At 43.8% G+C, this 6311-nt stretch carries 5 protein-coding genes; all 5 read left to right on the top strand.

Annotated features, from left to right (window positions below; genetic code table 11):
- A partial coding sequence (glpK, locus tag A3766_RS14765) for a glycerol kinase GlpK (protein ID WP_068642441.1) occupies positions 1 to 1480 on the top strand: 1480 nt, incomplete at its 5' end.
- A 139-nt stretch (positions 1481 to 1619) separates the two neighbouring features.
- Positions 1620 to 3578: a diguanylate cyclase domain-containing protein gene (locus A3766_RS14760; protein ID WP_068642439.1), complete on the top strand. Its 1959-nt coding sequence runs from the start codon at positions 1620 to 1622 to the stop codon at positions 3576 to 3578.
- A gap of 1 nt (position 3579) precedes the next feature.
- A complete protein-coding gene (locus A3766_RS14755; RefSeq protein ID WP_068642437.1) occupies positions 3580 to 4152 on the top strand; it encodes a DNA-J related domain-containing protein in 573 nt (190 codons plus the stop codon).
- A 58-nt stretch (positions 4153 to 4210) separates the two neighbouring features.
- Positions 4211 to 5113, top strand: a complete 903-nt coding sequence (gene ttcA, locus A3766_RS14750; RefSeq protein WP_068514723.1) for a tRNA 2-thiocytidine(32) synthetase TtcA — start codon at positions 4211 to 4213, stop codon at positions 5111 to 5113.
- A gap of 75 nt (positions 5114 to 5188) precedes the next feature.
- On the top strand, positions 5189 to 6311 hold a 1123-nt coding region (locus A3766_RS14745; RefSeq protein WP_156508913.1), incomplete at its 3' end, for a tetratricopeptide repeat protein.

Here is a 6311-nt window from a genome sequence, read left to right as displayed (position 1 = left end):
GTTCATTCTTTCTATTGATCAAGGGACGACAAGCTCACGTGCTTTACTATTTGATCACCAAGGCCGTGTAGCGTTTACTGCGCAAGCTGAATTTACCCAGCACTTTCCAAACGATGGATGGGTCGAACATGATCCAGAAGAAATATGGAGTACGACTGTCAGCGTAATCAAGCAAGTTCTTGCCAAATTAGATCTTGAATCCGACCAGGTAATGGGGATTGGTATTACCAATCAGCGGGAGACGACGATTGTTTGGGATAGAAAGACAGGAAAGGCAATCTATCCGGCAATTGTTTGGCAGGATCGCCGAACCTCTGAGTTTTGCCAGAGCCTGAAAGATAAAGGCTTGGAAGATACTATTTCTGAAAAGACTGGCTTGTTGGTAGACCCATACTTCTCAGCGAGTAAGATTCGTTGGATTCTTGATAATGTCGATGATGCTGATGAACGAGCTCGCGAAGGGGACTTGGCGTTTGGAACTGTCGATACTTTCCTGCTATGGCGCTTAACCGGTGGTCGGTCGCATGCCAGTGACGCCACGAACGCCTCTCGAACTTCCTTGTTCAATATACATACACAAGAGTGGGATAAAGAACTGTTACAGATTTTTGATGTCCCGGAACAGTTGTTGCCTGAGGTCAAGGATAGCAGTGATGAGTTTGGTGACACCGAGGCTGAGCTTTTCGGTATCTCTATGCCTGTCTACGGTATGATCGGTGATCAGCAGTCCGCCTTGGTAGGGCAGGCTTGCTTTACGCCAGGCATGATCAAAAGCACTTATGGAACAGGTTGCTTTATGATTGCCAATACGGGTGCGAAGCCACTACGCTCCAATAATCGTTTACTGACTACTGTTGCCTACCGTCTGAATTCTGAAGTGACATACGCTCTGGAGGGCAGCATCTTTGTTGCAGGAGCGGCAGTGCAATGGTTGCGTGATGGCTTAAAGTTTATCTCTCATGCTAGTGAAACGGTGGCGATGGCCAAGAAGGTTGGTTATGACAATTCGGTTTATCTGGTACCAGCCTTTACTGGCTTAGGTGCGCCTTATTGGGATCCGAATGCACGAGGTGCTTTGTTCGGTTTAACTCGAGATACGGGGATAGAAGAAATCGTCACAGCTGGTCTACAGTCAGTGTGTTATCAGACAAGGGATCTGCTCCACGCGATGGAGAAAGATGGTGCGCAAGTAAACACTTTAAGAGTAGATGGAGGCATGGTGGTCAATGACTGGGTTGTACAGTTTCTATCTGACCTTCTGAATGTTTCAGTTGACCGGCCTGAAATTGTCGAGACCACGGCATTAGGTGCGGCATACTTGGCTGGCTTAAAGGCCGGTTTATTTGAAAGCGTCGAGACGATTGCAGATATGTGGCATCTTGATAAACGTTTTTCACCTGATATTTGTCCAGAAGATGCAAAAAAACTCTATAGCGGCTGGTTAGATGCCGTCGGACGCGTAAAAACTGAACAAAATTAAGCGTCAGTGATAGTTGAATGCTAGACTTTAAGGATAGTAGTTTTCACTATTGTCGCGCATAATATTAGGAAATTGTCGAGAAGTGAACAATATAGTAATAGCCCTTCAGTGCTAAGAGGCGAGAGGCAGGAGCTTCTATGTGATTAAGAATTGGATTTTCAGTCTGACTTTGTTGGTGGCATCTGTGCCCTATGCTTTGTCCAGCGAAAGTGTAACTCTACAGCTCAAATGGAAACATCAGTTTCAATTTGCGGGCTATTATGCGGCGCTGGAAAAAGGTTTCTACGCTGAAGAAGGTTTGGATGTCACCATTCGGGAAGCCGAGCCAGAGATGGACCCTATTGAAGTCGTCGTTAATGGTGAGGCTGAATTTGGAGTTGGCACCAGTGAGTTGCTGCTTTTACACAACCACTTTAAGCCTGTTGTCGTTTTAGGGGTTATATTCCAACATTCTCCTCTTGCTTTGTTAAGCTCCGCCAGTTTGCCTGAGAGCAACTTATACTCAAACATTCAGCAAGTACAAGACCTACGCAACAAACCTATTATGATTGAAGCCAACTCGGCTGAGTTAATGGCTTATCTTTCCAAAGAAGGTTTATCGCGTGATACGCTCAAAATTGTTAAGCACAGTTTTAATACTTCAGATGTGATGGCGGGTAGGGTTGCAGCTATGTCTGTTTATACCACTGATGAAGTGTTTGAGTTTGAGCGTTTGGGAGAGCCGTACACGCTGTTTCGACCAAAAGATTCCGGGGTCGATTTTTATGGTGACAACCTTTTTACTACGATCCATGAACTCAAACACCACCCTAAAAGGGTTGCAGCATTTAGGCGAGCCAGTTTTAAAGGCTGGCGATATGCTATGGATCACCCCTCAGAAATTGTAGACCTGATCTATGAACGCTACAGCCAGCGACATACAAAAGCGCATTTGATGTTTGAAGCAGAGAAGATGAAAGACTTGCTAGAAAGTGAGCTGATCTCCCCTGGCTATATGACGAGTAAACGCTGGCACCATATTGCCAAGGTTTATGTCGAGCAAGGCAGCCTGTCTGCAGATTATTCGCTTGACGACTTTCTTTACAGGAGTGAGGAAGGGGTTAGTGCCGACTTGGTGAAACGTTGGGGGCTTGGTGCCTCACTGATTACGATTATATTGCTGAGCTTTCTCGCTTACGTTTGGCGCTTGAACCGTCGTTTGGATAAGCGGACTTCTTGGCTTAGAACTGTGGTTGATAATACGCCCACTGCAATGGTGATTATGGATAGTCAGGGAAAAATAATTGAATGGAATTACCAGGCAGAACAAATTTTTGCTTGGGCTTCAGAAGATATCATTGGCCAATCTGTTTACGATTATGTGGTGCCCTTAGGAGACCAGAACAAGTTTCGTAGAATGACTGCTAACCTGTTTGACCGGCGAGAGGTTAAGGTTGCTGAAGGTTGGAGTCGGACCAATAGGAATAAGCTTGTTCTATGTGAATGGCACTATGTAGCCTTGCAACCTGGGCGGGTTGTTGCCATGGCTAATGATATTACCGAGCGTAAGGCATTAGAGAATAAGCTAAAAGAACTTGCTCATTCTGATGCCTTAACAGGGATAGGTAACCGGACTTTGTTCTTTGAAAAGCTGGAAGAAGCGATCGCATTAGCTAAGCGAAGAAAGGAGCGTGTTGCGGTACTGTTTATTGATTTGGATGATTTTAAAATCGTGAATGATCAATATGGCCATGAAGTGGGTGATGTCGTGTTGTGTGAAGTTGTACAGCGCATCAAAATGGCCGTCAGAGAGGCGGATGTATTAGCTCGAATTGGTGGCGATGAGTTTGTGTTGATATTGCATGATTGTGAATCCAACGCGCATGCTCGGCAAGTCGCCGAAAAGGTACTGTTTAACCTGGAAAGACCTTTACAGGTTGCCGGTTTAACCGTCACCGTTGGTGGCAGTATAGGTATTAGTATGTACCCTGATAATGGTGAAAAAACGGCCGATATTTTGAAGTCTGCTGATCGGGCGATGTATGAAGTGAAGCAGAAAGAAAAGAACGGTGTAGGCATCGCTCCTCCTCGAAGCCGTTTAGGCAAGAAGGCTCACTAGCTTGGATGTCTTGTTAGATATTATCAAGGGGATAGATAACTATCTTGATGATCACGCTAGCGTTAAAGAAATTGAGCTTATTCAACACCTAAAATGCATTCAACAAGAGCCATTTTCCGAGTTTAATATAAGTCAGAGTAAAGACCTTTTTCGTGCCCACTTTCTGTTAAAACACGCCCTTTACACGCTACAAAACACTTATCTAGATGAGCAGCGTTTTTTTCTCGACATCAATCTGATAAATATATCTAGAAGACCCTTTGCAGAAGGCGTTTCCGAATTGTCATCTTATGATTCGGTTAAGGCATATTACCTTGATATTAGCCACTATTTTGAAACAGAAAAAGATGAAGTAAACGACCTGCTCGATAAGTTTTGGCGTAAGTTTCTGGCAAATGATGATCGGCATGCTGCGCTAAGTGTACTAGATTTGCCCGCTAATGCTGACCGAAGGCAGGTTAAGCTTCAGTACCGCAAACTTGCTCAAATTCATCACCCTGATAAGGGGGGCTGCGGGGAACAGTTCAAAAAAATATCGGCTGCTAAACGTTTGTTAGACCGGGCTTTGGGTTAAAGGCGTAAATTCGCTATAATGCGCCCATTTAAGATTGTCGTTGTCAGGTTGTAGGGTTATGCAGAACTTAGCAGGTTCAGAGAAATACGAGTTTAACAAGCTTCAGAAGCGCTTGCGCAGTGGCATGGGCAAGGCTATTGCCGACTTTAATATGATCGAAGACGGTGATCGTATTATGGTTTGCTTGTCGGGCGGAAAAGACAGCTACACCATGCTAGACATTCTGATGAGTCTGCAAAAGAGTGCTCCGATCAGTTTCGACCTAGTCGCCGTAAACCTTGACCAGAAACAGCCAGGTTTTCCTGACCATGTCCTTCCTAAGTATCTGGAATCACTTGATATTGAATATTATATTATTGATCGAGATACTTACTCCATCGTTAAGTCCAAGATACCAGAAGGCAAGACAACCTGTGGCCTGTGCTCACGTTTACGTCGTGGTACTTTATACTCCTTTGCTGAGGAGATTAAAGCGAATAAGATAGCTTTAGGCCATCATAAAGATGACATCGTTGAGACCATGTTTCTGAACATGTTTCATGGTTCAAGGTTGTCAGCTATGCCACCTAAACTGCTTTCTGATGACAAGCGAAATGTCGTGATTAGGCCGCTGGCTTATTGTCGTGAGAAAGATATTGAGCAGTTTGCTCTGGTGAAGGCTTACCCGATCATTCCGTGCAATCTTTGTGGTTCGCAAGAAAATCTCCAGCGTCAATCCATTAAGAAAATGCTTATTCAATGGGAAAAAGAACACCCTTCAAGAATTGAGTCAATTTTCACAGCCTTACAGAATGTATCGCCTTCCCAGTTAGCGGATACCCAGCTTTTTGATTTCGAAACACTAGCAATTGATCGCAGTGGTGAACGTAAAGAGTATGAGTTTGATTTAGAGCAATCTATTTCTTCATCCCGAACTAAAGAGGATGATATGGTTCAGATCGTTGAGGTTATGCCACGTTAAACTAACGCGAGTCTTCTCGCTGCGTTGGAATACATCTCGGGATTACATTTTAATAAGAAATCGAAAGGCAGGAATATGAGCGAGTCGGAAATACAAACCTTAATGCAGCAGGCTAACGAGTATATACAGTCTGAAAGACTCTCTCGAGCTCGTCGTTGCTATAATAAGATTCTTTCGATCGATCCGCAGAACTGTGATGCTCACTATTCTTTAGGGACGATTGCTCGCCAACAAAATGATAATCAAGCAGCGAAACAACACCTGCTGCATGTGTACCAAGCCGAGCCCCTCAATAGGACTTTTGTCTTGGAACTAGCGGGTCTTTATGCTGATATGGGAATGATTGTTGAGTCAGCAAAGGTTTTCGAAGCTTATCTTTCAGTACAAGATGATATTGAATTATCAGGAAAATATGCCGAGGTCTTGGTAAAGGCTAAGGAATTTGAACGTGCGGTTGAATGTCTGAAAGCATGTGTTGGGAAGAAACCTGAAAATTTAAGTTATCGCATGCAATTAGGTAATTTGTTGTACCAACTATTACGTTTTGAAGAAGCACAATCAGTTTATTTGAGTGCAATTGAATACGGATTGAAAAGTGAAGGTTTATATCTGAATGCTGCAAAACTACATGTTGATCACGGACAGTTGGCTGTCGCTAAAGATGTATTGAATAAAGGTTCGGAAGACTTCCCTGAAAACCTGTCGTTTGCATATCGCCTTGTTCAATTGGATGCAGAGAGTCTTCGCCCCGAATTGTATCAACGCTTAGTCGATGTTGATGAGGCTACTTTAGAGGGAGACAATCGCTTTTATTATCAATGGTTGTTGGCAAATTTTGCTAAAAATCGAGGTCAGCAGTTAGTTGAGATGGAGCATCTTGTCGCTGCGCATCGAATTTACAGTTCGATTACTCAATTTCCGAGAAGTACCGAGTTTTATCTGCAGGCATTGCCTCAGTTGACGCCACCTGATTCTGCACATTTTACTTCTCGACTTGCTAATCTCGAACCTGTTTTTATTATTGGTGTGCCACGTTGTGGTTCAACCTTGTTGGAAAATATCATTTGTCATGGGCCTCAGAATGTTGGCAAAGGTGAAGAAACCGGGTCCGTTATTGAGGCATTAGCCGTTGCTTATCAAAGTGGTGGACAAAACTTTTGGGAAGCTTTCGTTAGTCAGCTCGAATCTTCTTATATGC

It is taken from the genome of Oleiphilus sp. HI0132, from assembly GCF_001635845.1.
This window is presented reverse-complemented; position numbering and strand designations above follow the sequence as displayed.